The organism is Labedaea rhizosphaerae (assembly GCF_004362825.1).
Classification (GTDB): Bacteria; Actinomycetota; Actinomycetes; order Mycobacteriales; family Pseudonocardiaceae; genus Labedaea; species Labedaea rhizosphaerae.
Genome location: NZ_SNXZ01000002.1, coordinates 578,865 through 604,898, shown reverse-complemented (window position 1 = coordinate 604,898; position 26,034 = coordinate 578,865). Strand labels below are relative to the sequence as shown.

Annotated in this window: 19 protein-coding genes and 1 pseudogene; 14 read left to right on the top strand and 6 right to left on the bottom strand. The window is 67.3% G+C overall.

The genetic code is table 11. The features are described 5' to 3' along the window. Nucleotides 1-91: 91 nt before the first annotated feature. The 11 genes and pseudogenes from EV186_RS12000 (at nucleotide 92) to EV186_RS11960 (ending at nucleotide 9,522) form a co-directional block, all read left to right on the top strand. Nucleotides 92-1,057, top strand: coding sequence for a bifunctional DNA primase/polymerase (locus EV186_RS12000; RefSeq protein ID WP_243753984.1), 966 nt, complete (start codon nucleotides 92-94; stop codon nucleotides 1,055-1,057). Then, a pseudogene (locus EV186_RS40770) lies at nucleotides 1,054-1,377 on the top strand (magnesium chelatase domain-containing protein); the annotation flags it as partial. The gene EV186_RS12000 and the pseudogene EV186_RS40770, both read left to right, overlap by 4 nt. A 55-nt stretch (nucleotides 1,378-1,432) precedes the next feature. Then, entirely contained in the window at nucleotides 1,433-1,693 is a 261-nt protein-coding gene (locus tag EV186_RS39905) for a hypothetical protein (RefSeq protein WP_243753983.1), read from the top strand. Further along, nucleotides 1,690-2,667, top strand: coding sequence for a DNA-processing protein DprA (locus EV186_RS39900; protein ID WP_243753982.1), 978 nt, complete (start codon nucleotides 1,690-1,692; stop codon nucleotides 2,665-2,667). Before EV186_RS39905 ends, EV186_RS39900 begins: the two co-directional genes overlap by 4 nt. A 454-nt stretch (nucleotides 2,668-3,121) precedes the next feature. Then, nucleotides 3,122-4,201: a DUF4192 domain-containing protein gene (locus tag EV186_RS11990; RefSeq protein ID WP_133849307.1), complete on the top strand. Its 1,080-nt coding sequence runs from the start codon at nucleotides 3,122-3,124 to the stop codon at nucleotides 4,199-4,201. Between the two features lie 169 nt (nucleotides 4,202-4,370). After that, nucleotides 4,371-4,940, top strand: coding sequence for a hypothetical protein (locus EV186_RS11985; RefSeq protein WP_208115573.1), 570 nt, complete (start codon nucleotides 4,371-4,373; stop codon nucleotides 4,938-4,940). Between the two features lie 17 nt (nucleotides 4,941-4,957). Next, nucleotides 4,958-5,437, top strand: coding sequence for a hypothetical protein (locus tag EV186_RS11980; RefSeq protein WP_166659137.1), 480 nt, complete (start codon nucleotides 4,958-4,960; stop codon nucleotides 5,435-5,437). A 228-nt stretch (nucleotides 5,438-5,665) separates the two neighbouring features. Then, entirely contained in the window at nucleotides 5,666-6,130 is a 465-nt protein-coding gene (locus EV186_RS11975) for a single-stranded DNA-binding protein (RefSeq protein WP_133849305.1), read from the top strand. Nucleotides 6,131-6,681: 551 nt separating this feature from the next. After that, a complete protein-coding gene (locus tag EV186_RS11970) occupies nucleotides 6,682-7,455 on the top strand; it encodes a hypothetical protein (RefSeq protein WP_208115572.1) in 774 nt (257 codons plus the stop codon). 53 nt (nucleotides 7,456-7,508) lie between these two features. Further along, a complete protein-coding gene (locus EV186_RS11965; RefSeq protein WP_166659136.1) occupies nucleotides 7,509-8,201 on the top strand; it encodes a class II glutamine amidotransferase in 693 nt (230 codons plus the stop codon). Between the two features lie 418 nt (nucleotides 8,202-8,619). Beyond that, nucleotides 8,620-9,522, top strand: coding sequence for a hypothetical protein (locus tag EV186_RS11960; protein WP_133849303.1), 903 nt, complete (start codon nucleotides 8,620-8,622; stop codon nucleotides 9,520-9,522). Nucleotides 9,523-9,750: 228 nt separating this feature from the next. Here the strand turns inward: EV186_RS11960 and EV186_RS11955 are convergent, their stop codons facing one another. Beyond that, entirely contained in the window at nucleotides 9,751-10,191 is a 441-nt protein-coding gene (locus EV186_RS11955) for a hypothetical protein (RefSeq protein ID WP_133849302.1), read from the bottom strand. 380 nt (nucleotides 10,192-10,571) lie between these two features. Between EV186_RS11955 and mobF the strand changes: the two genes are divergently transcribed. Further along, nucleotides 10,572-15,854, top strand: a complete 5,283-nt coding sequence (mobF, locus tag EV186_RS11950) for a MobF family relaxase (protein ID WP_166659135.1) — start codon at nucleotides 10,572-10,574, stop codon at nucleotides 15,852-15,854. A 71-nt stretch (nucleotides 15,855-15,925) separates the two neighbouring features. Here the strand turns inward: mobF and EV186_RS11945 are convergent, their stop codons facing one another. Continuing rightward, nucleotides 15,926-16,135, bottom strand: a complete 210-nt coding sequence (locus EV186_RS11945) for a hypothetical protein (RefSeq protein WP_133849300.1) — start codon at nucleotides 16,133-16,135, stop codon at nucleotides 15,926-15,928. A 144-nt stretch (nucleotides 16,136-16,279) separates the two neighbouring features. Between EV186_RS11945 and EV186_RS11940 the strand changes: the two genes are divergently transcribed. Then, a complete protein-coding gene (locus EV186_RS11940; RefSeq protein WP_133849299.1) occupies nucleotides 16,280-17,722 on the top strand; it encodes a helix-turn-helix domain-containing protein in 1,443 nt (480 codons plus the stop codon). After that, on the top strand, nucleotides 17,679-19,184 hold the full coding sequence (locus tag EV186_RS11935) for a tetratricopeptide repeat protein (RefSeq protein ID WP_133849298.1): 1,506 nt from the start codon (nucleotides 17,679-17,681) through the stop codon (nucleotides 19,182-19,184). The genes EV186_RS11940 and EV186_RS11935 overlap by 44 nt, the downstream gene beginning before the upstream one ends. A 134-nt stretch (nucleotides 19,185-19,318) precedes the next feature. On the opposite strand, the gene EV186_RS11930 is transcribed toward EV186_RS11935, so the two are convergent. The 4 genes from EV186_RS11930 to EV186_RS11915 form a co-directional block, all read right to left on the bottom strand. After that, a complete protein-coding gene (locus EV186_RS11930; RefSeq protein ID WP_133849297.1) occupies nucleotides 19,319-19,888 on the bottom strand; it encodes a hypothetical protein in 570 nt (189 codons plus the stop codon). Next, on the bottom strand, nucleotides 19,885-21,870 hold the full coding sequence (locus EV186_RS11925; RefSeq protein ID WP_166659134.1) for a type IV secretory system conjugative DNA transfer family protein: 1,986 nt from the start codon (nucleotides 21,868-21,870) through the stop codon (nucleotides 19,885-19,887). The genes EV186_RS11930 and EV186_RS11925 overlap by 4 nt, the downstream gene beginning before the upstream one ends. Nucleotides 21,871-21,923: 53 nt before the next feature. Continuing rightward, nucleotides 21,924-22,901, bottom strand: coding sequence for a C40 family peptidase (locus EV186_RS40470; protein ID WP_279538292.1), 978 nt, complete (start codon nucleotides 22,899-22,901; stop codon nucleotides 21,924-21,926). A 1,218-nt stretch (nucleotides 22,902-24,119) separates the two neighbouring features. Beyond that, nucleotides 24,120-26,000 carry a hypothetical protein gene (locus EV186_RS11915; RefSeq protein WP_133849294.1) on the bottom strand — a complete coding sequence of 627 codons (1,881 nt, stop codon included), beginning with the start codon at nucleotides 25,998-26,000 and terminating at the stop codon, nucleotides 24,120-24,122. Nucleotides 26,001-26,034 lie beyond the last annotated feature (34 nt).

Genomic DNA, 26,034 nt, shown 5'->3' with positions numbered 1-26,034 from the left:
CCGTCGCGGTACGGAACCGCCGGCACCCGGCCCCGATCGACCCGACCCACACCGATCGCCGCCCGCACGCGGCATGTTGATCGGAGCAACCATGAACAGCCCGAGCTCGCCCGCCAACCCCGCCGAGCACAGGGAAACCTTGCTGTGTGCAGCATTGGCTGCCGCCGACGCAGGTCACTTCGTCTTTCCCTTGGCTCCGATGTCCAAGAAGCCGGCGTTTCGCCGGTGGCAGGGCGCTGCCACCCGCTCCGGCGACTTGATCCGAGAGCAGTGGGCACGGCGCCCCTTCAACATCGGAATCGCCTGCGAGCCAAGTGGTCTGTACGTGATCGACCTCGATGACGGGCACGGCCACCAACCACCGCCCGGATCGGAAGGCGCCGCCCATGGCCGTGATGTCCTGACCCGGTTGGCGGCGGCCGCCGGAGAACCTTACCCATCGGACACGTTCACGGTGACAACGCCGACGAACGGCGAACACCTCTACTTCGCGATGCCCGCGGGCCACGCCAAGCTGCGGAACACCGTCGGACGTCTCGGCTGGCGCATCGACACCCGCGGAATCGGCGGGTATGTGGTGGCCGCCGGCTCCGTGCGTCCGGGCGGGTCGTATGTCGTCACCAACAACGCCTCGATCACGCGCCTGCCGCAATGGCTGTTGGCCAAGCTCACCACGCAGCCGCTGGACGAACCCGGCCGGATACCGCTGCCACACGCCGCTCCGATCCAGCGCATGGACGCGTACGTGGCTCATGTGGCGCACAACGTCCGGCACGCCGAGCCCGGAACCCGGCACCACACCCTCAACCTGGCCGCCTACACCCTGGGTCGGCTGGTCGGCGGCGGCGAACTGCCCCACCACCAGGCGGTCGCCGTGCTGAACGAGGCCGCCGCCGCGCACCTCGGAGTCGACGAATGGACCCTCGCCGAGGCCAAACGCACGATTCACGACGGATTGGCCGCAGGCATCAAACATCCCCGCGAATTGTCGTCCCAGCCGACGACACGACCGGAGTCCCATCAGCGGCACCGGTCCACAAAGGAGCGTCACCGATGACCGTCAACCGTGCCCTGCACACGATCACCACGTGTTCGGAGGACGGACGAGCATGGTCCGCCGAACCGCACCGGACCCTGGGCTCGCTCGTCGCAATCACCACAACCATCCACATCGGTCACACGCCAGCCACCATGGTCGATGGATTGGCTCCCATGCAGACAAGAGAGTTCGTCGACCGCGTTCGAGCGGCGGTACGCAACAGCGGCTCACAGTGGCCAGACGGCCTCATCCACATAGATGTGGCACCACGCGCTCTGATCAAGCAAGCCTCGTCGCATGACCTCGCGGCCGCGTGCGCGGTCATGGCAGCTGCGGGCTTTGCCTCACCCGAACCACTGAAGAAGACGCTGCTGCTTGGCGAACTCGCCATCCATGGGGGGGATCCGCCACATTCCCGAGATCGCTTCCCGACTACGAGCAGCACGCCATGCCGGGTTGATCCGCGCAGTCGTCCCGTCCGTCGACGAAGACGAGGCATCCACGGTCACCGGGATCGAGATCTTCGGCGCAGCGCAGCTGGCCGACGTCCTCGCATGGATGGACGGGGACGGCGCCGCGCTGACCCACATCCAGCACGTCGACGACCGCGACCGCCACGGAGACAGTGGAAACACCGGAAAGGACCCGAGATGAACGTCCACGGCCACCCCGCGAACACCGGCGCCCGGCGCGACGACGACGACGAAATCAGGCAGGCGCGGGCCTACCTGATGAGCATCACGGAACCACCGGGCCACGCGTTGCGGGCATTCGTGCAGATGGTGGGGCCCATCGAGGCAGCGATGCGAGTACGGGACGGCACCGCGCCCTCATGCGTCATCGACGAGGCAACGCCACGCACAGCCCACCACCGCATGGTCCCGGTCAGCGAACAGTTCGCCTGCGCCAGTGCTGCCGATGCGCGATTGCTGATCCCCGAGGACCCCGACTGGCCGGCCGAAGCACTGCGGCCGCTGACCACGACCCACGAAGACCCGCACCGGCACGGCGTGCCTCTCGGGCTCTGGGTCCGCGGAACCGCCGACCTCGGCCACGCACTGACCTGCGCGATCTCGATCGTCGGAGCTCGTGCCGCCACCGAATACGGAGCTCAGGTCGCGACCGAGTTCGGACACGACTTGGCCAAGCTCGGCGCTGTGATCGTCGCCGGCACCGGTCACGGCATCGACGCCGCGGCGCACCGCGGCGCACATGCCGCTCTCGGCTCCACGATCGCCGTACTTGCGAATGGCATCGCTGTCACCCACCCGCACAGCAACGGACCACTGATCGACCAGATCGCCGACAGCGGCCTGGTGATCAGCGAATATCCACCGACCGCGCAGCCCACACGACGACGCCACCACCTAGCGAGGCGCCTGATCGCCGGCGCCACCGGCGGCCTGGTCGTGGTCGAATCCTTGCGTCGCCGCGGCCCAGTTGACGCCGCAGCCACCGCCTGCGCTCTCGGGCGGCCAGTGATGGTGGTGCCCGGCCCGATCACCTCAGTGATGTCGAGCGGCTGCCTCGAGCTGCTTCGCCACGGCCAGGCTGTCGCGGTGGGCAGCGCCGAACACGTCTGGCAGACCTGCGGCTTTCCCGTTGCCCCAGGCAGCCGATCGGAATAACAGGCTCGGTTCGGCGTAGCCGCAGCTGTGGCCGGACCCTGTTGACCGGGGTCGTCACCGTGAAGCCCGCACTGGGTATGCCGATGACGCCCGAGCGGAGCACGCCCCCAGCGGGGTCCCTTCGGGACCGCCGACGAACCTTCGCCCGCTTGATCGGGTGAGACAAGCCCTCCGGGTCGCCTTCGGCGATCACACCCGATCGAGCGAACGAGAACCGCCGGCGGCGAGCCCCGCCGCGGGCGTGCTCGGGCAACGTCGTCATCGACCCCCAGCGCCATGCCCATGAAGCGGGCGCAGATGTCGTCTCGGCATTCGGTCAAGGCGCCACGGCCACGGTGTTCGACGCCGCTGGCGATCCCGTCGCGCAACTGGGCTGATTCCCGCCACCACCAGGTGGAGGCAAGCCGCTGCCTGTCCGCACCCGACCCACGTCACAACTTCAAAGGAGATAGTCATGAACGACAATCCATTGTGGAATACGCCGATTCAACTCCGCATCGGTGATCCCGCCAGCGTCACATCGAACGTGCCACATCTGCTTGGTTTCTACCCCCAGGACTCACTGGTCTTGGTCACGGTAACGGCCGGCGATCCACCACGGCTCGGCGTCACAGTTCGCATCGATCTCCCTCCGCCGCAGTACTACGAGCTCACCGCGCGCTCTCTCCTCCAACCGCTGATCATCAACGACGTCGTATCCGCCACGTTGGTGCTTGTCGGTTCATCGCGCCATGACCCGAACACACCGCCTGGTGGCTGGACCGAACCGTCGAAGGACGGTCTGCCACACCGGTCGCTCGTTGACGCCCTCACCGCTGCCTTGGCCGACGCGGAGATCGATGTCGTGCGAGCGGTCTGGACGCCGCGAATCGAGACCGGCCAGAGGTGGTGGTGCTACGAAGACCCGAGTTGCACAGGCGAGCTTCCCGATGTGCGGAGCACCGCACTGGCGATGGCCTCGGCTGTCAGTGGTGACGTGACTTTGCGCGATCGCGATGAGCTGGTCGTCATGCTGGAGCCGGTCCCGTCAGACACGCTGCGCCGAACCGAAGCCGCCCTGGAAGCGCGCGCACACCTCGCGCCCAACACGAACACGGCAGCCGCGGTACAGCTGTTCATGGACGCAATGGCCAACACCCACGAGTTGACCCAGCCGGACGGAGCGGACCACGTCGCCGACTTGATCGCCGCGCTCAGGCCCCCGGCCGTCCGCACGGTCTGCATGGGCATGGCACTCGACGACCGCGCTCACGACGCCGAACGCCTGTGGATCGCGCTGACGAAAGCCACGCCCGGCCCATGGCGAGCCGAACCCGCGTGTCTTCTCGCTGTCAGCGCCTACGCCCAAGGCAAGGGCGTGCTCGCGAGAGCGGCCGTAGATGTCGCATTGGATGCAGATCCCCACCACGGATTGGCCTCCGTGCTCGACCAGGCTCTCCGGATGGGTCTACCGAGGCGAAAGGTTCTTGCGATCCTCGCCGAAACGACCACGGAGTCGGCATCCGGCGACGCCAGGACTGACGACGTCGGGTAGCGACCCGACTGCAGCGTCCGGGCGGGCATTGATCGTTTGCCCGCCCAGCATGTCTGGACTTGTTCACCACCCAACCGGACCTCATCGCGGCTGAAGCGCACCACATCAACTCGATATCAGGGAACCCCAAATGCAATACAAACCGCCGATCCCTGCGCACCTAGCCCCCATGCCTCAAGCAGCGGGCCTTGTCATCCCGTGGATCACGCCGCGCCGTGACAACGGTCAGCACCTGCTCGGAGCTATCGACCAGGCACGCGCTGACCACGCCATCAGGCGGTACCTGTGCGGAGTGTGCGGCCGGCCACTCCGCGGGCAGCCCGACGATTCCACGCCCGCGCGGATCGTGCTCCTGATGCGCGGGTCGGATCTGGCGTCGCGATGCACCGTCGAACCCGCGCTTCACCCACAATGCGCCGCATACACCGCGACCGCGTGTCCCATGGTTGCAGGGCGATCGGCGCATTACCGGAGATCACCCCATCCCGTTGACGACACCATGGTCGTTGGCAGCGACCTCGAGCGCCGCCTCGGAGCGCCCGCGGAATCGTGGTTCGCGATATGGCTGACCAACTACGAGATCGGCGTCCGCAACGGACTCACGGTCGCGTCCTACCAGCACATCGAGCCGCTTCGCATCCGCCCGATCGGTCGATCTGCAGCCCTCCTCGACCTGCTCGTGAGGAGCCTGCCGGAAACCCTGGATGCCGAGACCAGTCGAGCGGGGCCGCAACCATGAGAACCCGTACCTTTCACGTGTTCCAGGACGGGAGGGACGCAGCCTCGGCATTTGTCGCCGCGCATGCGGTTTCCGTCCACGACAGCAAGGCCGAGCGATCGTGGCCACGTCGGCACACCCTGGCCGACAAGCCGAACTACCAGGTGGTATCGGACTACCCGCTGCCGATGGACCGCGCCCTGAGCCTCTCATGGCATCTGCTACGACAAGAGCCGTTCGGTGATCCGCGCGGACCGGCCGGCGCCATACCCGTCACAGGTGGCCGACGCGCTCTTCTCATCGACCTCTCGGCAGAAGCATGTGACAACCCCACGAACGTCATCACCAACGAACTGAGCAAGCGACTGACCAAGGGCGAGAAGGTCGCCGACGCGATCATCAAGCCGAGCTGGGTGCTCGACGAGAACGGCAAAGTCCGTTACGGAACAGCAGTAGTCCACACCATCGGGGCATCGGTCCACACGGGATGGTTGTTCTTCGGCAGCGTCGCTCGCTAGTCCCGACTGCGTCGTCGATAAGAGGCTCGGGTTCGTGACCGAGGAGCCGCCGATCCGCGACAAGCAAATCAGATGGCGTTGGTGGGTCAAGGTGAAAAGACCCTTGACCCACCAACGCCACCTGATCGGCCAACCACAGATCGACCACACCTCGATCCCGCGCCCTCCGGGTGTTGGGGGCGAGGGAGCTCGATTGCTGTGATTCCAGCAACCAATCAGGAGGCAATCATGTCCGGAGAACCCACCACGACCATCGTCGGCAACCTCACCGCGGACCCGGAGCTGCGCTACACGCCCTCAGGTAGCGCGGTGGCGAACTTCACGGTCGCGTCCACGCCCCGCATCTTCGACCGGCACGCCGGCGAATGGACCGACGGCCAGCCCCTGTTCATGCGCTGCGCCATCTGGAACCAGTACGCCGAGAACGTCGCAGAGTCGCTCGGCCGAGGCGCACGCGTCGTCGTGACCGGCCGGCTCAAGCAGCGGACCTTCGACACCCGCGAGGGCGGCAGCCGCACGGTCGTCGAGATGGACGTCGACGAGATCGGGCCGTCCCTGCGCTACGCCACTGCGAAGGTCAACAAGGTCACGCGCGCGACTCAGGCCGAGGCGGCTGCTCCCGACTCGGACACCGCCCGCGCAGCCGAGGACGCATCCGCGAACGACCGCGAGTTGGCCGGCGCGAACGCGTAACTGGACTCAGGGGCGGACGCCCACGAGCGTCCGCCTCTGACCGCCACCTAGAAAAGCGGGCTCTGCCGGAATTGCCGTTCCGGCAGAGCCCTTGACATTTCGGATGAAAAGGATCCGGCATGCCCAGCTCAACCGTATCCGACGCACGGCGATGCCATGCGTGTGACCACCCACTCGAGGGCGGTCCAACCGTGCGCGACGACAGCCGACGCTGCCCGTCGTGCGGTCGACCCAGCACTTCGTGCTCCCGATGTGGCGCTTGGACCGACCAGACTCGTGCCACCACCGGACACGAACTCATCTGCCCATCATGCGCCAACGACGGCTTCACCACCTGCAGCAGCTGCGACTACCTGACCTCGGACCCGACCAGCACGGTCACCGGCCGATCCATCTGCGGACTCTGCGCAGACCACCACTACTCGCCCTGTGACCGATGCGACGGTCTCACCGACGACCCCCGGGCCACCGTAGACCAGGGAACGATTTGCGAGTGCTGCGCGGAGAGCTTCTGGTCCTGCGACCGCTGTGACGGCCTCATCAACTCAGGGTTGTATTGCGATCGCTGCGAACGCGAAAGCGACGAGTACGACACGATCTACAGCTACTCGTACAAACCGCTCCCTCAGTTCCACGGGGAAGGCCCCCTCTATCTCGGGCTGGAACTTGAGATCAACTGCCTCCGGGACCGGGTTTCCCAGTGCGCGAACACGGCGGTCGAAGCTCTCGGCTCGCTCGGGTACCTCAAGGAAGACGGCTCCATCAGCCTGGGTTTCGAGCTGGTCACCCACCCCATGTCCTACGAGTGGGCCATCCAGAACTTTCCCTGGAAACTGTTGACGGCCCTGCAGGACCTTGGCTGCGACGGAGAGGACGTCGGGCTTCATGTGCACGTCAGCCGCGAGGGCTTCGACTCCACGGCGCACCGCTACCGCTGGCTGAAGTTCATCTACCGCAACGAGAACCCCGTCTGCCGGATAGCCCGCCGTCGAAGCGGCGAGTGGGCGTCCTTCCGCCCGGCAGACCGCGCCAATGCCAGGTCCTATGCCAAGGGGCTCAAGGGCGACGCTCGCTATCGAGCGATCAACACGTTGCCCGACAAGACCTACGAGATGCGGGTATTCGCTAGCTCCCTCGATCCACGCGAGGTCCAGGCCGCCCTAGCGCTCGCCGCCGCCTCGGTCGAGTACACCCGTCGTCTCACGGTCGCGGACGTTCACCGCCGCAGCGGCTGGAGCTGGGCATCCTTTCTCGCCTGGACTGCCGCCCATCCCGAGTACCAGCCGCTGAACGAAGAGTGGGCGGACCTCGCATGTGCATGCTGACCTACCTCCCGCCCGGAATGGCACCCGACCCGGGCGCGCTGGCCAACGGCGCGGTGATCAACGACCAGGGCCACGGATACGCCATCGTCGCCGATGACATCCTGGTCGTCGAACGCGGCATGGACGCGGCGGACGTGATCGAGTCGTTCGTCCGAACCCGAGAGCGGCACCCGGATGGGCCAGCGCTCTTCCACAGCCGTTGGGCGACCCACGGCACGGTCACGGTCGACAACTGCCACCCGTTCCAGATCGGCAACGACCGCAAGACGGTCCTTGCGCACAACGGTGTGCTTCCGGCCGCCCTGCAACCGGTGCGCGGCGACAACCGGTCCGACACCAGAGTGCTCGCCGAGGATTACCTGCCGGCCCAACCGTTGGGGCCCCTCAGCAACCGTCGTTCTCGCGCCAGGCTCGCGAAGATGATCACGGCGAGCAACAAGTTGGTCATTCTCACGGTGAACCGCCGCTATCGCTACAACGTCTACCTCATCAACGAAACAAGCGGACTCTGGCACGACGGCATCTGGTATTCCAACAACGACTTCCGCAGCGGACTGAGCCAGTACGCCGCCGGAACGGCGTGGGATGGCGTGTGCTGGTGTTGCGAACAGGTCGACACACTCGTGGACGACAGGTACTGCCGCGTGTGTGGTGCATGTGCCGAATGCATGACCTGGTCCGGCGTCTGTGACTGCTATGAGCAGTACCTGCGGGACCGGTGGCCGACCGAACCCGCGTCAGCCTGACCAAGAGGTTGCGCAGCCGCTGTCGTGCCGCAGGCGACCCGTCTCGCTTGCCGCACGACAGCGCAGCTGCCGGGCAATCGCCGCCGCTTCCGCCACCAAGAACCCCTCCCTCCGCGGTCGGGGAGACGGTGCCGTCCTTCGGCCGGCCAGTGCTGCCTTTGACGCGACTCCAACCCGCTCACCGCCGTCACGCGCCACAAGTCCGGTTACCACGGCCGAGCTCCCGATAAAGGGCGCCTTCGGCGTCGCTCCGCAGGCTCCGCGATGAGGCTTCGCCTCACCCTTGATCGCGAGCCTCCTCGGCCGTGGTCACCTCCGCCCGCGGGCAGGCCCCCAAGGGACGGGGCCTGCTCCGCAGGCCAACCCCTCCGCGCATCGCGCGGTCAGCCTGCGAACCCGAGCGAAAGAGGAACCACCGATGACCAACACCATCACCCACCGCAACGACACCGCCGCCGACGCGGTGGCCGCCCACCTCAGCGAGATCACAGCCCATGTCCGCGTGGGCAATCTCCGCGCCGCCAAGGCCCACATGCGTCGCATACTCGACCGTGCCCACCCGCGCGTGCTCAACCTGATCACGCAGTGCGTGGAGATCCGGCAGAACTACCCGCGCATCGCAGCCGTCAAGCTGCGGCACCTGGCACAGACCTCCGACCCGGCCGACCGCGCGATCATCGAACAGTGCACCCCGGCGCACGACCAGGCGTCGCGCCACGTCGTCCCCACGCCCGAAACCCGCGCCACCCGTCAGGCCATCCAGTACCGCGCGCCCCGAAACTCGCACACGCGCACCGAAGACGCCGCCCGGCATGCGCCCCGCCACCCCGCAGAAGCCCGCCAGCTCAAGACCGCCGACACCCGAACCGAGAACTACGTCCGGCAACGCGGCGGCGTGGACGACCAACCCACCCGGTCAGAACCGCTTGACGGCTACACCATCGACTACGACAAGGCCGCAAGCCACCCACTGCGCGGCACCTGCTGCGTCTTCTGCTGGTGCGAACGCGCGGCCCGCGACCACTGCGCCACCGGTAGCGATGACGGACTCTGCAGCGAATGCCGCGAACGCGACCGTCCCGGTCTGCCCGCCCTTCCGGACGAACACAGCCGCGCCGACGCCATCCGCCACCGCTGCCACCACTGGGCAACGAACTACCGGCCCGCCACCGCCCGCGCCATGATCCGACGAGATTGGCACGCCGTCGGCCGCGCCGACCGCGCCGTCATGGCCGCATGGATCAAGTCGAACCGTGCCCTGCTCAACACCGACACGGCACCCGCCACCGGCAACCCCCAGGCCACCCAAGCGGCCGCCTGACCAGCCCGGGCGGCGGGCCAGGGTCGAACGGCCAGGCCCGCCGCCCGTCTCCACCCCCAGGCGCCCTCACAGCGGCCCGTCGCGCCGGAAGCGGAATCCGTGCTCCGGCGCTGGGGCGCCTACGCCCGGATGCTGTGCCCGTCGCCCGCCACCGCCGACCACCGCACAAGTCCCGCCGGGCGGCCCACTTCCCAGCGTCAGACGCCGTCGACCGCGACCGGCTCGGCCCTACCGGCCTTCGGGTGCAGGCTCGACCTCGGCGTCGCCGAATGGCTCACCAGCCGAACTGGCGTCCATCCCGCCGCGCGCCCGCTCCAATCCGGGCGACTCCGCATCGCCCACCAGCCTGATCTGCTTCACCCATCGGCGAGCCTCAGCTACGTCGATACCCAGCAGCTCGCACAGCTCCGTATCGCTGTACCCCGCCGCCAGCGCATCCCGCAACGCAGCTCCTGCCGACCATTCGATCTCGGCTACACGCTGGCGTTCGGCATCAACCGCAGCCTCGTACCGCGCCCGCACGCGCTCCAGCCGCGCCGCGCTGTCGGCCCGCGCCGCCGCCACCGCAGCAACCGCGACGCCCGCGGCGACAGCGGCCCGTTCCCGCCGCTTCGCCCGCGCCTGCTCTTCGGCCCGTACACGACGCCGAATCTCCTGAGCCGTGCTCATGTCGCCCCCCATTACCTGCGCGTGAACTAGTGCCAGCTTAATCATCTCGTCGACAACGCACCGACTTCAGAACTCCCAACCTTCGCCACGGGCGCGCAATTAACAGAATGCTCCTGCGGCTCTGTCGTCTCTCGTTTCGTACGGCGCCTCTTTTGATGTCATGTCCGGTTCCAAGAGCCACCAGCAGCACTCCGGCCGCCGTCTGACCAGATGCAGCTGCCTGCAGCCAGCTCGGCCCGCAGGTTCGGCAGAACTTTCCAAATCCGGTTTGGGGGTGTGCGCTAAGGTATCGCTCCGCGATACACGAACAATTTGCTATGGTGGGCGACGTACGCCGCGAAAAAGGGGGAGCGGCAAGGGTTGCCTTGGGGGGTGAACCCATGTCGTGGGTATCGCCGATCGGATCGAATCCCTTGCAAATCGACTACCGTCTCGGGCTACGCCATGGCTGCGTCGGTGGCCAGATCAACAACCGGGCATTCGGTTACCGCACCGACATGCGGGAGCGACCGCTGCGGTGGATCGGCCGGGGATTGACCGAGGTCGGGCTCACCGCGGGCAGCGAACTGACGCCCGAACAGTTCCACCTCGCCCGCAACCTCATGAACGGCCTACACCCGCACACCGGCGACGTCCTCGTCCAGCACAAGCAAGGCGTGCCACGCGAAGCGAAGGTCCCCCTCGCCCCGCTCGTCCGCGCGATCGATGGGATCGCCGCCGAAGCCGACACGACCATCGCCGACATCTTCGGGCTCGACCCCGCCGGCCGCGCCGCATTCAAAGCCTTCGAACGTGCCCAACGCTCGGTCACGCGTCAGGGCGAAACCGCGATGCTGCGCGCCGACCACGCCGGCCGACTGGCCGACGCCGCAGGTCTGCAACCCCACGAGGTCTGGACCGGAACCACCTATGAGGACGCCGTTCGCAACCTCACCCGCACCCACACCACTACCGAGCCCGATGGCACGATCCACGAACGCCTGGTACCCAACCGGATCACCGTCGGCAACCTCGGCTACGACATCACGTTCACCCTGCCCAAGTCCTACTCACTGCTCCTCGCCTTCGCCGACGAAGACACCGCCGCCGAGCTCGAGTCCCGTTACATCCACGGCACCGACACCATGCTCGGCTGGCTGGAACACCACACCGCCTACGGCATGCGCGGACACCACGGTGACGGCCACAGTGCCACGACCGAGCCCGGCACCGGATTCCTCGGCTGGGCGATGATCCACCGCGCAGCGCGCCCCGTCAGCGCCTCCTCAGCCGAATCGGGCAGCGAGGTCGTGCCGGACATCGGCGACCCGCACTGGCACGTCCACTACACGATCGCCAACATGACCCGCGGCCAACACGACCGTCAATGGTCTACCGTCGCCGCCGGCGGCCGCGACCTCATGCGCCACATCCCCGCAGCCGACAAGATCCTCCAGGCCGTTGCCCGGCACGACCTCACCCAACGCTTCGGCATCCGCTGGCGCCGAAACACCCGCACCAATCTGTGGGAAATCGCCGACGTCCCTGACACCGCCATCCGCCACTTTTCCAAGCACGGCAACAAGATCGTCGACACGCTCCTTGCGCTCGGGTTCACCCGAGAAGACGCCTCCCGCCGCGTTCAGCAGATTGCCGAACACCACGTCCGCGAACCCAAACCCCACACCACCGCCGCGCCCGACGCCACCCTTCGCGAGACCTGGCGCGCCGAGGCCATCGCCCACGGCATCGACCCCGATCAACTCGCTTCCGACGCGCTGAGCCACCACCGTCCAGACAGCGAACTGCCGCCCCAACAGGCCGACCAAGCCGCTCCCGACGAGTTCGCCGACCCTGCGGCTGGAGAGGGGGTCGGCCAGGCGGCGGCGGACGAACCGCGCAATCCGACACTGCCGGAGCTGATCGCGCGACTCCAGGACCCCGAAACCGGCCTGACTGCCCACACCCGCCGTTTCAGCAGGCTCGACTTGCTCGCCGCCATCGCCGACGCATACGTCCACCTACCCAGCCTGGAATACCTCGAAGAGCTCGCCGAACTCGTACTCGCGCAACAAGGATTCCACCGCGCAACACTGCAGGGCGGCGCGCACTCCGATGGCGACCGGCAGTCCGGATGGCTAGGAACAGCTGGTTCAAGCCGGCAACTCGGTGCGAACCACATGGCCAACGCTGACCTGTACACGACCAGCGACATCCTCGCGGCCGAGCAGCTGATCGCGCAGACCGCTGTCCACGGCAAGGACCGGCCGATGCCGATCCAGGTCGACGCTTCCACCCGCGACCTCGCCGCCACCACCGTCGAAGCCGCTCAAGGCTTCCCGCTCTCGGATGAACAACGCCGCGAGTTCAACAGGATCACCAGCAGTGGCCGCGCATACGACGCTCTCATCGGCGGCCCAGGCAGCGGCAAGACCACACTCATGCGCGCCGTCCGGGTGGCGTTCGAATCGGCCGGGTTCGTCGTGGCCGGCGCCGCCACCCAAGGCGTCGCGGCTCAGAATCTCCAGGCTGAATCCGGCACTCACTCCCGCACCGTCGCCCAGTGGTTGTGGCGCATCGACAACGGGCCCGGCCTCGCTGGAATCGACCTGCTCATCCTCGACGAAGCCACCCTCACCCACGACCGCGACCGTGCCGCCTTGCTCCGTGCCGCGTCCCAGTCCGGAACACGAGTCCTCGAGATCGGTGACCCCGCACAACTCCGTGGTGTCGGCTGCGGATCCATGTTCGGCACTGTCCACAAGCTCGTCGGCGGCGGCGAATTGCTCGACAACCGGCGCCAAGCAGACGAATACGAACGTGCAGCCATCTTCGCCTGGCGCAACGGCGACTACACCGAGGCCCTCACCAGCTGGGCCGACCGGGGACGCCTCGTCGCCACCGAAACGCCCGCAGAAGCGACCGCCGCCATGCTCACCACCTGGCTCGAGCAACGCCGCGGCGCACCGAACACCCTCACCGAAATACGCGGCCTGCTCATGGTGGCCGCCACCAACCAGCAAGTCGACCACCTCAACACCGCCGCACAAGCCGCCCGCTACGCCGCCGGCGAACTCGGCCCCGATCGCCTCTACCGCTCCACCGACGGCACCGAACTCCGGCTCCACGAAGGAGACATCGTCCACATCCGCCGCACCGACCGCGACGAACACCACCACCAAGGCGACGACGTCTTCAACGGTTACCGCGGCGTCATCACCACCATCCATCCCGACGGCGCCATCGACGTCGAGTGGAACCGCGTCACCACCAGCGGTGAACGCATCCGTGAAACAGCGACCATCCCGGCCGACTACGTCACCGGCCACACCCCGGAAACCGAGCTGCCCGCAACCGCCACCCGGCCGACCGGCTTCAACGTCAGCCTCGGCTACGCCCTCACCATCCACAAGAGCCAGGGCCTCACCATCGGCGCCGACCACGCCACCTGGACCGGTCCCGACGGCACCACCCATGGCGGCGCGGTCCTGTTCCACGCGGCCGGTGCTGACAACCCAGGCCACTTCGTCGCCTCCACCCGCCACACACACCACCTCTGGACGTTCATCGCCCGCACCGATGTCGAGACCCCGCAAGACACCTACGTCCTCGGCGAGCCCCGCTCGGCCTTCGAACGCACCCGCCGCGTCATCACCAAAATCGCCGAACACGCCGAACGAACCGCCACCAACGCCAACGACCGGCCCGTACTCGCCGACCTCAAACGCCTTCCCGGCGGTGCAAGCGACTCCACCAGAAAGACCCCAAGTTCCACGCCGAACTCTTCGGCAGACATAGCTGGAACGTCCGAACCAAACGCGACACCACGGCCACAGCCTGTCGAGGTCACAGACCAGATGCGCGTCGACGCCGCCAACCTCCTCCGCACCATCTGGCCCGACGCACCTGACCTCCTCGCCATCGTCACCGACAGTCCCGCGTTCACCGCCGTAGCGCGCAACCTCGCCGACATCGCCACCAGATGCGATCCCGAGCACCTGCCCGACCTCGTACGCCAGCTCACCAACGCACTGCCCGCCGACGCGCTGCGCTCTCCGCGCATCCATGACAAAGCCGCCTACACCGCCGCCATGATCCGCATCGCCCACCAACGCAACGAAGCCCGACTCAAGGAACCCGCACAAGACGACTTCGCCCAACTACGCGATCAAGCAGCCGATCTCATCCGCGAAACCTGGCACAAGCATCCCGAACTCGCCGACGCCGTCATCAGCTCGCCGGCCTTCGGCGCATTGGCACGGGCGCTCGATCGCCACACTGCGAACAGAGGCATGGACTCGCCGCGCCTGGGGGAAGCCAGTGCCCGCACCCTGCTGGCCGCCCTTCCCATCGACAAGATCAGCGACCCGACAATCCGCGACAAGGCTGCCTTCACGACCTACCTGCTCACCCGGATCGCCGACCGGCTCGAGCACGAACACCACGCTCGTGAACGCGCCGCCCACCAACACCGCGTCCGGCAACAACGACACGAGCTGGCCACCCGCATCGTCCGGGAGGCTTGGAACCACCACCCCATCGCAGCCGACCACGCCATCAACGGCCCCGCATTCCCGATCCTTGCCCGCCGCATCACCGACGCCCTCGACGCCGGCCACACCCTCACCCACATCACGACGACGATCGCGTCGATCAACGCCACTACCATCACCAGCACCCGAATCGCGAACCCCGCCGCGTACCTCGCCGCTGCGTTCGCCCGCAAGGTCACCGAACCGGCGACTACAGCATCGCCGCGGAAGACCGACGCATCGCCTGGCCAGGTTGGCCCGTCGCGCCGACAGCTCGAGCTCAGCACCGCGACCCCGACGCCTCACTGGCGCACACGTGAACTGGGCGCGTTGACCGCCGAGCAGTTGGCCGAGGCCGCGACCTCCGCACGCCGACAACTCGACGACCTCGTTCGCCGCCGGGCCGAACTCGTCCAACGCCTCGACACCCTCCGCGCGGACACCGCCCAAGACAGAGGTCCCAACGCAAGCAGGGTGCACGACAATCTTCGTGCCCTGCTGGCCAAACGCGCGCAGGTCGAACACTACGAGCACCTTCACGAACAAGCACGAGCCTGCCTCGACACGGCAGCGGAACACGCCGCCATCCGCGCCGACTCCGAATACCAACTCAGCACTCTCGCCGGCCTTCGCTCCCAACGCCGCCGGGCTGAGCTCGATCAGCGCATTCACGAACACCTCGACGCCGAGCACCAGGCTCACCAGCAAGCTCGTGAACTGACCGAACAAGCAGAACCGCTCCGCCTGCAACTCGGCGACGCAGACCAACGACACCGCATCGTGGACGCAGCAGAGCGAGCCGAGAACAACTATCCCCAAGACCGTCTTGCGGCGATAGATGCAGACCAACGCCTTCTCACAGCGACTTGGCAACAGCTTGCGGTCGTCGACGCGCAGATCGCCAGCATCAACGATCACCAAACTGTCATCGCCACTGAGCACCAGCTGCGGGCCGACGCGCCGGCCCTCACCCAAGCGTTCGAGGACTACCAACGATCAAATGAGCTCAACGCAGTGCCATCCACGGCGCCCCATCCCGACAACCCTTCACGCCAGCCCGAGGTCGCACCACGACAACTCACGCCAGCTCAGGAACCCTCAGTTGTCGCCCCGTCGCCGATGGACCACCCAATCGAGCCCCACATCGAGTAGGACTCTCCCTCCTGGTCGGTTCGAACATTCGGCCGAGCACGGCGGCTGAGCAACGTGGGGGTGAGGCACCTCTAACGTCTCCTGGTCATTAGCTGGCGCAGCACGCGATAGGCCGCGTCGCGGCGAGTCTTCTTCGTTGACAATGCCGCTGTAAGTGCGAGCACTGTAGTCAGCAACAGCGCGGCGCTGACGACGATCGGCACCAGCCGGCTGTTGTCGATCAACGCCAGCACGCTCACGGTGCCGACGTCAGCGGTGATTCGAGCAGCTGTGCGGATCATTGGCGGATACCTCCATGGGTCGTGAACCGGACGACTTCGATCCTGATCGTCCGGCGGTCCGGTGCGGTCCGGTCCGGACCGCCGGAATCGGACGGATGTCTCTGGTTTGATGGGCTCGACGAGCACTATGGGTGGGGGTGCGGGTTGGCGACGGCCGACGAACTGGCGGCGGAGTTTCTGGACCGACTGCGGGCGCTGCGCGCCAAGGTCGGTCGGCCCACCTACCGTGAACTCGATAAACACGCCGGTCTGCGTGGAGAGAAGTTGCCCAGCTCGACCTTGTCCGATCTGCTGAACGGCCGCCGCCGACCGCAGTTCTCCACGGTCATGACCTTCGTGCGGGCTTGTGCGAGGCATGCGAATCATGCGGGCCTGCCGACCGAGTTGTTCGATCCAGCTCGCTGGCAGGCCGAGTACGACCGGTGCTGGAATCACGCCAACGCACCCGTGAAGCCGCAGCCCGCTCTGTTGGTGTGGCCCGTCGAGGACTTCACTCCCAGCGCGGCCGGGATTCATAGGGCTGTATCCAGCGCCGATGGTGCAAGCCGCGCTGAGTTGCCCACGTACGTGGCGCGCGAGCACGATGTCGAACTGCGCGAACGTCTGGCCGCTGCTGCGGCGGAGGGCGGCGGTGTCATCCTTGTGACCGGTGCGTCGTGCGCCCGGAAGACACGATCGGTCTGGGAAGCCGTCCGGACCGACGCGTTCTCCGGCTGGCAGGTGGTGCGGCCCCGGGACGCCGACCAGCTCCGCGGACTCGCGAACTCGACTGCGTTGCGCGCCCGCACCGTTGTTTGGCTCGACGAACTACAGCGCTATCTCCCCGAGCAGCCACAACACGGCCTGGCCAAGGAAGATTTGCAGGCGCTGTGGCAGCAGCACACGCCCGTGGTCGTCGTCGGCACGATGTGGCCCGACGTCTACGACCAGATCCTCAACCGCGGCTCCGACGAGACGGCCGGATCCGTGCTCAAGCTGGCCGGTGGCCCCGTGCAAGTTCCAGATCGGTTGAGCGATGCCGAACTGGAGCGCCTGCGGCGATTGGCCGCCGACGACCCGTATTTGGCGGAAGCGTCCGCGGACAGGGACTACGGGCTGACCCAGGTTTTGGCCGGCGCGCCGTGGCTGGTGCAACGCTGGGCCCAACCACGATTTTCCTACACCCGGTGCGTGCTGGCGGCCGCGGCTGCCGCGCGGCGCCTCGGCGTGCATCTCCCGTTGCCCGCCACCTTGCTTCGCGAGGCGGCGCGCGGGTACTTCCCGGATCGGCGGCCGGCCCCCCGGGAGTGGTTCCGACAGGCGCTGGCCGAGGCCGAAAAGCCGATCCGGGATGCGGTGTCCGCTCTGGTACCGGAACGAGATCCGGACGACGACGAGCAGGCCATCGGCTACACACTCACCGACTACCTTGCCCAGCACCTGGCAAAGGGTGCCGGTATTGAGCCCGTACCGGTGGAAGCCTGGCAAGCGCTGAACACACGTCACAGATCCGGACGAGATCTTCGGCCTGGCACGGCGCGCACGCAGTCGCGCGCTGTACTGCTTGGCCGAACGCCTGTACCGCCAGGCGCTTGCCGGTGGACATGAGTGGGCAGGCCGGGAACTGAGTGGGTTGTTGACCGACCGGCTCGCTTTCGACGAAGCCATCGAAGTAGAACGTCGAGCGGACAAGGGTTCACGATCGGTCCGGCTTTCCCTCTTGCGAAGGGCGGGCCGGCTGGACGAGCTCCGCGTCCTCGCGGAAAACGACGCCGAAGCGCGCAAGCAGTTGGACCGGGCGTTGATCGACCACGGCAGCACCTCCGACATCGTGGACCTGGCCAGGAATCCGACGAAGCGAGAAGTACATCCGGCCGCAGTGGACCGGCTCGCGAAACGCCGCGAACTCGACAGTTTGCGCATGCTCGCTGCAGAAGGCGACAGCCTGGCTCTCCTCCGCGCGGCAGAACTCCTCGTGTCCGATTCCAGGTTCACCGACGCCGTCGACCTCCTCCGCGCACACGACACCGAACGCTGTCACGTTCACACGCTCGTCCACGCGTTGGTGCTCGACGGCCGGGCGACGGAGGCAATCGACGAGCTACGGCAATTCAAGCCCGCTCTCATCGACTTGCTTGTCCACCTGCGACGGTCCGATGAGGTTCGCGCGCTGGCGGACTCAAGCACGTCGACGACCGCTCCAAGAATCGTGAACAACGCGCGAATCGCAATGGCATGGGTGCTACACGACGAAAATCGTACGGACGAAGCCATCGCCTTGCTGCAGCAAAGCGCCGAACTGCCGGACCCTTACGGCCATCGCTCCGTAGCGTTGGCCGAGTTGCTCGCCGACGCCGGGCATGTCGACGAAGCGCTCACCGAGCTTCGCCGGATCGACGTCGAATTTCCCGAGGAAGCTGAGCGCCGGAACAACGCGATCGCTGCCCGGATCCTCGTCCGTGCGGGCCGGCGCGACGAACTTCGACAGCTGGCCGACGAAGGCTCGGCGGTCGCCAATCACGAGCTGGGCAAACTGCTCCGCGACGACGGACAAATCGACGAAGCAGCGCGGAGGTTCGTCGCGTCCGCGAAAGGTGGTGAATACGTAGCGCTTGTGGACCTGGCCGTGATGGTCATCGACCACGAAAGCCTCGCGGGCTATCAAGGTCTACTTGAGGACTACGTCAAAGGTGCGCCGTGGATCGGGTTCGACCTCCGCGCGGCCGTGGCCAAGAAGCTGGCCGAACAAGACCGGGTGGACGACCTTCGCCGTGCCAGCAAAGCCGGCAAGCGGTTCGCCGATCAGTTCCTGGCGGCCCTGCTCGCGTTTCACCACACTCCCGAGATGTTGGCACGGGACGCCGTCAGCGGCGATGGCCCGTCGCTTCAGGCCCTCAGACTCCTGGCCGCAACCGGGTTCCTCGCTCATGCCGGCGAACTGCGGCGCTTCGGCCTGACACCACGCGGCGACATCGCCCTCGACACGAACGGCACAAAAGCGGCGACGCCGACTCTGATCCGAACACCACGCCGAGAAGAGCTGATCCTGCTCGCCGACCTGGCCTTGTAGTACGCCGCGGAGGGGTGCTGGGAAGGCAGGAGAGGGCCGTGTCGAGGGAAAGGCACGGCCGCCATCGCCAGACGATGCTGACAGCCAGCTCGGTCTGTCCTAAGGTCACAGCCCGACCGGTGACGGGTCTTCGGTCAACCCTGAGTGGATGAGCCGAACCCGAACTGTTGACGCCGGAGTTCGTCGATCACCTGCTTCTCACTGAACGGCATCGACATGCCATATGCAGTGTTGTGCGCGTCCACGTCGCGCCGCCAGCTGCTCGGGTGGTTGCCTTGACGGCATTCCATCGGTGAGCGGCCGAGCATCTCGTCGAGGCGGCTCTGGAACCCCGGCAGATACCGGAGGTAGTACTCGGCCGCCTGCACGGCGGTGGCGGCCGGGTCGCGGTGGACGGCGTACCAGGTCCACGTCAGTACGGCGAGTTCTGTGGCAAGACCGGGATGCAGTCGCCAGCACCGAGGGACGAGGAGACGAGGCCTGCTCGCGTGAACTTCGTTGTAGGACTCGACGAAACCTGCGACGAGGGCGTTCAGCGCTGCGGCTTCGGGGTCTTTGAGAAGAGACCAGGTCCACGGTGGACGCCGGGCAGCCTTCTGTTCAGCGTCCGCGCGACCGCTCTTGTCTGGTGCAGTTGGGTCGGCACGGTACAGGGCGATGAGCAAGCCGATGTCGTCGTTGCGTCCACGCGATTCAGCCGTCACGAGGTGTCCTTGGTGCTGCGCGTCTGCTGGTATCGGCGGTACGAGGACGCGGCGCCGTTGCCTGCGGCGACTCGCCGACGTACGAGGTCGACTTCTCGCCGGAGTGCACGATGGTCGCGCCGCCTGTCCAGAATTGATGGGAACCAGGCCAGGAAAGGCTTGATGCCGCGCGCAACGACGATGGCCTCGCCGTCGGCCAAGTCTTGTTGGTCGGCGATCGTCAGGGCGTCGTGTAGTTGGACCTGCTCGCCGTGGCTGCCGCTGGGGGAGTGGTCCCCGTGAAGCGTCGCCCCGTGGCCGGTGTTGTAGGAGCGGTTGCCCAACAAGGTCGGTACCGGCCCGGCGCGGTCGGTCAGCTCCTGAGCGCTGGCGATGTCGATGCCGCCGACGATTGTGATGCCGGCTGCGGCGCGTAGCGCGGCTGCCTCGGCCCCGAAGAGAGCGTCTTCCTGGTCTCCTGAGGCGACGCTGTAGACGTAGCTGATGCCGTATTTGCGTTGCACGGTCGCGATGTACGGCAGGTTGGGGATGGGCACGGCCGCGCGGAGCTCGTCCAGCACGCCAAAGAACGGCACCTGAAGCCGTCGTTGCGGCGTGGACAAGGCGACATGTTCCGCGGCGAGGAACACCTCGGCGGCGAACATCGCGAGCAGGGGACGGACACGCTCGATCCGGTTGGGGTCGGCCAGCAGGTACAGCGTGCCCCCGTCTCGAATGAACTGCGGCAGGTCGAGGTCGATCACCGGTTCGGCCGTGGCTTGTTTGCCAGGAGCCCCGCACAGAGCTCGGGCGTCGTCGCTGGCCAGAGCGTTCATCGCGATCAGGAGGTAGCGTTCGACGCCGCTGGTGGTGCCTTGGGCGCGGGTGTCGAGGTGCTTGCGGATGTTCAACGCGGCGACTGGATCCGCGTCGGGGTGGTCCTCGAGGATGCGGGTGGGACGGGGGTCGTCGCTGGTGCGCAGCCACCGCACGATCGCGTCGATGGTGTCGTTGCCGAGGGCCGCGGCGTGCAGCCATGCCGCGAGGACCTGCGTTGCGCTGGTGCGGAAGAAGCGGTCGTTGTCGTTGCTGTGTCCTGAGTCCTGCTCTCGGGTCATGCCCATCACGAGGGCTGTGGCGCGGCGCAGCGCGATCTCGTAGTCACGGCATCCGGTGATCGCGTCGGGCCATCGCACCTGGGGGTAGCCGGCGGCGTAGCGGCGTTCGGGTGCGGAGAAGTCGACGACGGCAATGGGGAACTCGTGGATCGGCGTCCACCTGTCGAGCCGTGCGCGCAACCACGGCCATCTGTCACTGACCGGGCGGATTCGGCGCAGGACCGGGTCCAGGCGGGTCGGCCGGCGGCGGAACTGGCGTGCTGTCACGGTGGCCTCGAAGATCTGTGGCTCGATGCTCGAGATCACGGCGGGTCCTGGCAGGCGCCGGATGATGGGGATCAGGACCCGAAGGCTCTTGCCCCAGCCGGTCCGGCCGACAACTCGGATGCGTTGCTCGAAATCGATCCACAGCCGCGGCCCGCCTCGTCGAGTCGGGCGTGTCCGCGCACGTCCGAGCGGGATGCCGAACGCTGCCGTCGGCGCCAGGAGTCTGCTGAATCCGCGGAGCTCGGGCCGGCTGAGGCGTCCCGAGCGGCGCACCGCACGGCGCCCCAATGCGGTTCGGATGCGTCGGAGCTCCACCAGCGGCTCGGGTCCCTGGTGGTGGGCAGAACGCCGGAGCGGGACCACGGTCATGCGAAGCCACAGCACCCACAGCGCCAGCGCAGCGGCGGCCGTCCCGACCGCCGAGGCCGGCCAGGTGATTTCGATCGGCCACCGCCATCGTGGCACCGGTGACGAATGCGATGGTGATGTGGGGCCGGCGAACGATCGCACGCTGATGTGTGGCCACGCCAAGCCACGTCCGCTCAGCCACGACACGATGGCCGCACCGAACACGGCCGCAGCGGGAACGCCCACCAGTGCCACCACGATGGCGCCCACACGTCGGCGGCGCTGCCCAATGGTGAGTAGCGGTGGTCGACGGATCCGGGTCCTCATTGCCACGGTTTCGTGGACTGGTGTTTGAAGTCGCCGCCTTCACGCACGACACTGACCTTGACGACCTGGCCCGACTCGGGGGCCTCCACCATGTACCGGGTGCCGCCGATCGTTCCGAGGTAGAGGGCGACGTGGTGCTCGCCCCAGAACAGCAGGTCGCCCGGTTCGGACTGGTCCGGGTAGGGGACTTGGGTCTTGGACTGCAGCCACTGTGCGTGGGCGTTGTGCGGGAGGACGATGCCGACTTTGGCGTAGGCGTAGAGCGTCAGGCCGGAGCAGTCGAACCCGATCTTGGCGAAGTCACCGTGCTGGTCGGCGACGCCGTTGTCGTGGATGCCGCGGGTGGGTCCTTGTGGGTCGCCGCCACCCCACGCGTACGGGGTGCCCAGGTACGACAGGGCGGCGGCGATCGCGCCGGCGGCCAGCTCGTTGGGAGCGGTCACCGAGCCGACGATGCCGGCCTGGGCTGGGAGTTCGACGGTGAACCCGTGAACGACGACGGGGATGGTGCCGCTGCCGCCGCCGACGTTGCACACGACCGTGCCTTCGTCCAGACCGGTCCGCGGCGTGGCCGTCTGCGTGTCGCCGTTTCGTGCGGGAACGGGCTCGGTTCCGTTGTAGAGCGTTGCGGCGAGCGTGGTGGCCCAGCGCTGCCAAGCCGCGTACTTGCCCGCTCCAGCTCCCGACTGCTGCGTTTTCTGGGCTGCTTCTGCGAAGCCGGTCGAGGGGTCGTCGTAGCGGGGGACGCGTTTGACGAGCATTGCGTAGAACGCCCGGGAGGCGTCGACCGGGTCGGTGCGCCGTACATCGGCGTAGTAGCTGCCTTGTTGTTGGAACAGCCCGACCGAGTGCCCGTGCACGGCGGACGGGTCCAAGCCGGATTCTTGCATCGCCGTGGCCAAGGCGATTGCCGTTCCGCGTTCGGTGATCTTCAAGCCTTTGCCGACCGCGACGACGGTGCGGGCGATCGCCATCTGTGAGGCTGACAACGTGGCTGTCCGCTGGCGTGGCGAGCTCGCCGAGCTCTGCGGGGTCGTCGTGCGTCGGCCGCTTGCCGGTGTGGCTGGGTCTCGCCCTCCCGTTTGGACTGTGCAGTTCCCGGCCGGCAGGTCCTCATTGGCTGCGGGACCGCCGGCGGTGGTCATCACCAGCAGCGGTATGACTACCAGCGCGCCTGCTCCCAGGATTGCCTTGTTCATCACGATCATCCCCCAGAGACCGCTCGACAGCTCAGTGTCTGACCTGTAGAAGCTGTTATCCGCCAGTGGTTTCAGCGTCGACGCGCCACAGCTGGTCTTGGCCTCGAATCACGATCCGCACAGCAAATTGGTCTTCGACATACGGCGGGTGGACCGGGCTGGTGACGACCCGACTGGCGGAGACGATGACCACGGCACGATCGGACGTCCGGGGCGCTTCCGGCGACACCATGGCTGTCGGGCTGGAGCATCGTCCGTTCTCCTGCGCCGACACGATTTGCTGCCATGAGCGGGCGTACCGCGGGTCACGAGCGGGATCGGATCGCAGTCGTTCTTGATCGGTCAGCGCGGGCGCGGCCGCGCGCCAGGCCGCGTCCGGTGGGCGGCGATAGTCGAATGGGCACGACCGCGCCATCCAGGCCCGTGCAGCGGACTCGGGTGTCGCCAGGTCCGCGGCGGTGGGTGGCCGTGTGGGAGCAGGTGCCAGACGTACTGAGCGGGGATCGGCTTTCGCCGGCGGCTTCGGTGTGATGGGGCGAACGCCGTGGTCGGGGACGAGTGTCCGAAGGCGGGTTCCAGGAGCGTCGGTTCCGGTCGTGATGGCGCTGGTGTGCGTTTGGTCCGCAGTGGAGGTGGGAGTTGGGCGAGAGGCCATCGTTTCGGGCCCGAGCGCCTTGCTCGTCGTCACCGCCGGCAAGTTCGGGGCCGTGTGGCTGGAGAACACCACGGCTAGGGCTGCGACCACCGCGACCAAACCGGTGAGCGTGGCGATCGCGATGGCGTTGGCTCGTGGTTTCGGCGCCGCCCACCGCTGGGGCAACGGTCCCGCGCTCAGCGCGTCATCGATGGCCCGCGCTGTCTGCGTCGCGCGCCCTCGCCAGCCAGCTGACGGTCGGCGTTGCCCGCGGCGTTTCGGGATGCGGTCGTCTCGCTGATCGTGGTCGTGGGGCGCGGGTGCTGCCTGTGCAAGCGGGGATTTGCCGCGCTGCCTTCTCATCGCGGGTCCTCGCCTTCGGAAGAGTCGTCGAAGTCGGCGAGGCCAGATTGATGCGGCAGGCTGCCTTGCCCTCGGGGCGGTTGCTGCTTGCCGAGCTTTGGTTCCGCAGCCGGCGGCCCGGCGTCGGGCTTTGAGGTCGGTGAGGGAGTGGTTCCGCCGGGTGCCTTGCCTTCTGCGGACCTGCTCGAGGATTGAGGACCTGAGGCGGCGCCGTCAGATCGTTGCGTCGCCGATCCTCCGCCTGCGCCGCTAGGACCGTTGCCGGGGCCTCCCGAAGGTGGAGGCCCACTCGGAGTTGCTGGTCGGCCGCCCGGCGACGGCGAGGATCCGGTATGCCCGCCCTGCTGGATCGTGTCCAGGCGAGTGGACTTCACCTGGAGCGGGCGACCTGGCGACGGCTCGGCGAGTGCCACGCGACGCCATCGTGCACCGGCGAGACGCGGTGATAGTCCCCCTGAAGTGGTGACGAGTCCGGCGTTGGCGACGCCACGGCCGACCGCGGTCAACCCGGATCGGGCTGTACCGGTCGCGGCGCCGACCAGCGCGCCGGCGGCTCGCCCAGTGGCACGCACGGCACCCACGGTCATCGCGGCGCCGAGATAACCCATCCCGGCCGCGCCGGGAACCGTCGTGATCATGTCCAGCCAGGCGCGAGCACGGACCGCGGCCGCCAGCAGCGCTGCGTTGAGGCAAGCGATGACGAGGAAGCCGTACTTCCCGGCGAGCGTGGCGAGGATCGCCGACACGTCGAGCACGCCGGCGAGCAACGCGGTGATGAACAGGGCTTGGCCTTCCATGCCCAGCGTGTAGATCAGGTAGCGGATTCCGACCTGTCGTAGCCACCCGGGAATCGCCCAGAACGTCAGGAACAGCAAGCAGAGGATCAACATCAGCAGGAAGCCGACCGCGGCCATCAACCCGGCGATCACCAGCCGCAGCAGCAGGAACCCCATGGGCACGGTGATGACGGCCAGCATCAGCAGGTAGGCCGTGCGGCCGAGGTCCTGGCCGCGGATCCAGTCACCGTATTGCTTGAACTCCGGCACCGAGCCCTGGTCGTCGAACACGCCCATCCACTTCTGCCAGGTCTCGTCTTGGGCAAGCGCGTGATAGCCCGCGACCTTGCAGATGTCCAGGTCATGGAACTCGGCGAAACACCATGTGGTGGCGCCGAAGGTGTTCCACAGCCCGTCGGTGAGCCGTCGCGTGCTGGTCTCCTGGCCCGAACCGCCGATTGGCGGCTCGGCGAACCCAGTCGGGCTGCCCTGCGTCGCGACGTAGTCGGCGGCGCCACTGGTCATCCCGGTCGCGAGATCGGTGCGCAGCGAATCGACGGAGTCCATGACCTGCGACGGGCCGGTTGCGAACCCGACCGCGAGCGCTCCCGCGGCCACGACCCAGCCCAGGTCCGAGACGAACCCACGACCGTCGCCGCGCCAGCGTGCGTACGTGACGAATGCGCCGACAGCGACCGTGGCGGCGATCAGCGGCCAGAACACGTGTGAGGCAATGAGCTGGGTCGCCACATCGATTTGGCCGGCGGAATCCCGGTAGACGGTCAGATTGAGCAGCCACTCCAGCAGCGTCAGGGCACCGAACAACAGGCCAAGGCATATCCAGGCGATCACGTTGTTCAGGAACCCGATGACTTCGAAGACGACCTTGCCGATGTTCATGAAGCCGGACGCCTCGTCGTCGGGCTTCACGGTCAGCTGGTAGTCGGAGTAGTCGTAGGTTTCGAACAAGGTTCTGGGCTGGCCGTGCGCCAAGTCGGGCCCGACGACGAAACCTTCGGCAGCGGCCGATCGGGCCGCGCCCGCCATCAACAGGCCGACCAGCCATCCCAGCAACAACAGGCGGCGCGGTTCGCGCAGCAACCACCCGACAGGCCGCAGCAACCATCGTCCTGGC

Excerpts from the sequence above, each read along its gene's own strand:
- mobF (WP_166659135.1), top strand. The coding sequence starts at position 10,572 with ATGTCGTGGGTATCGCCGATCGGATCGAATCCCTTGCAAATCGACTAC.
- EV186_RS12000 (WP_243753984.1), top strand. The coding sequence starts at position 92 with ATGAACAGCCCGAGCTCGCCCGCCAACCCCGCCGAGCACAGGGAAACC.
- EV186_RS11945 (WP_133849300.1), bottom strand. The coding sequence starts at position 16,135 with ATGATCCGCACAGCTGCTCGAATCACCGCTGACGTCGGCACCGTGAGC.
- EV186_RS11975 (WP_133849305.1), top strand. The coding sequence starts at position 5,666 with ATGTCCGGAGAACCCACCACGACCATCGTCGGCAACCTCACCGCGGAC.
- EV186_RS11960 (WP_133849303.1), top strand. The coding sequence starts at position 8,620 with ATGACCAACACCATCACCCACCGCAACGACACCGCCGCCGACGCGGTG.
- EV186_RS11985 (WP_208115573.1), top strand. The coding sequence starts at position 4,371 with ATGCCTCAAGCAGCGGGCCTTGTCATCCCGTGGATCACGCCGCGCCGT.
- EV186_RS11990 (WP_133849307.1), top strand. The coding sequence starts at position 3,122 with ATGAACGACAATCCATTGTGGAATACGCCGATTCAACTCCGCATCGGT.
- EV186_RS39900 (WP_243753982.1), top strand. The coding sequence starts at position 1,690 with ATGAACGTCCACGGCCACCCCGCGAACACCGGCGCCCGGCGCGACGAC.
- EV186_RS40470 (WP_279538292.1), bottom strand. The coding sequence starts at position 22,901 with ATGGCGATCGCCCGCACCGTCGTCGCGGTCGGCAAAGGCTTGAAGATC.
- EV186_RS11955 (WP_133849302.1), bottom strand. The coding sequence starts at position 10,191 with ATGAGCACGGCTCAGGAGATTCGGCGTCGTGTACGGGCCGAAGAGCAG.
- EV186_RS39905 (WP_243753983.1), top strand. The coding sequence starts at position 1,433 with ATGGGGGGGATCCGCCACATTCCCGAGATCGCTTCCCGACTACGAGCA.